Raw genomic sequence first — 284 nt, 5'->3', positions numbered from 1 at the left:
GCACGGCTGTTTTTTCGAAAGAAAAGCCGCTGCACGTGTTCTATGGACTGGGGATTGACGACCATGATCAAGAAGGACGGGTGATCACGCTTGAATTTGAGCATGTGTTTGTCGTCAACTGTTATACGCCTAATGCCAAACGCGGATTAGAGCGAATTGATTACCGTCTTCAATGGGAAGCCGATTTTAAGGATTATCTGCAGAAGCTTGACCGGAAGAAGCCCGTGATATTATGCGGCGATCTGAATGTCGCACACAGGGAGATAGACTTAAAAAATCCGAAA

General features: G+C 46.1%; 1 protein-coding gene. It reads left to right on the top strand.

Annotated elements, in window-relative coordinates:
• A partial coding sequence (locus G9F48_RS19395; RefSeq protein ID WP_238785908.1) for an exodeoxyribonuclease III occupies window positions 1-284 on the top strand: 284 nt, incomplete at both ends.

Source organism: Bacillus sp. EKM420B, from assembly GCF_011065565.1.
In the GTDB taxonomy this organism is placed as follows: domain Bacteria; phylum Bacillota; class Bacilli; order Bacillales; family Bacillaceae; genus Bacillus; species Bacillus velezensis.
Note: the sequence above shows the minus strand (reverse complement) of the source record. Positions and strands in the feature narration are given on the sequence as shown.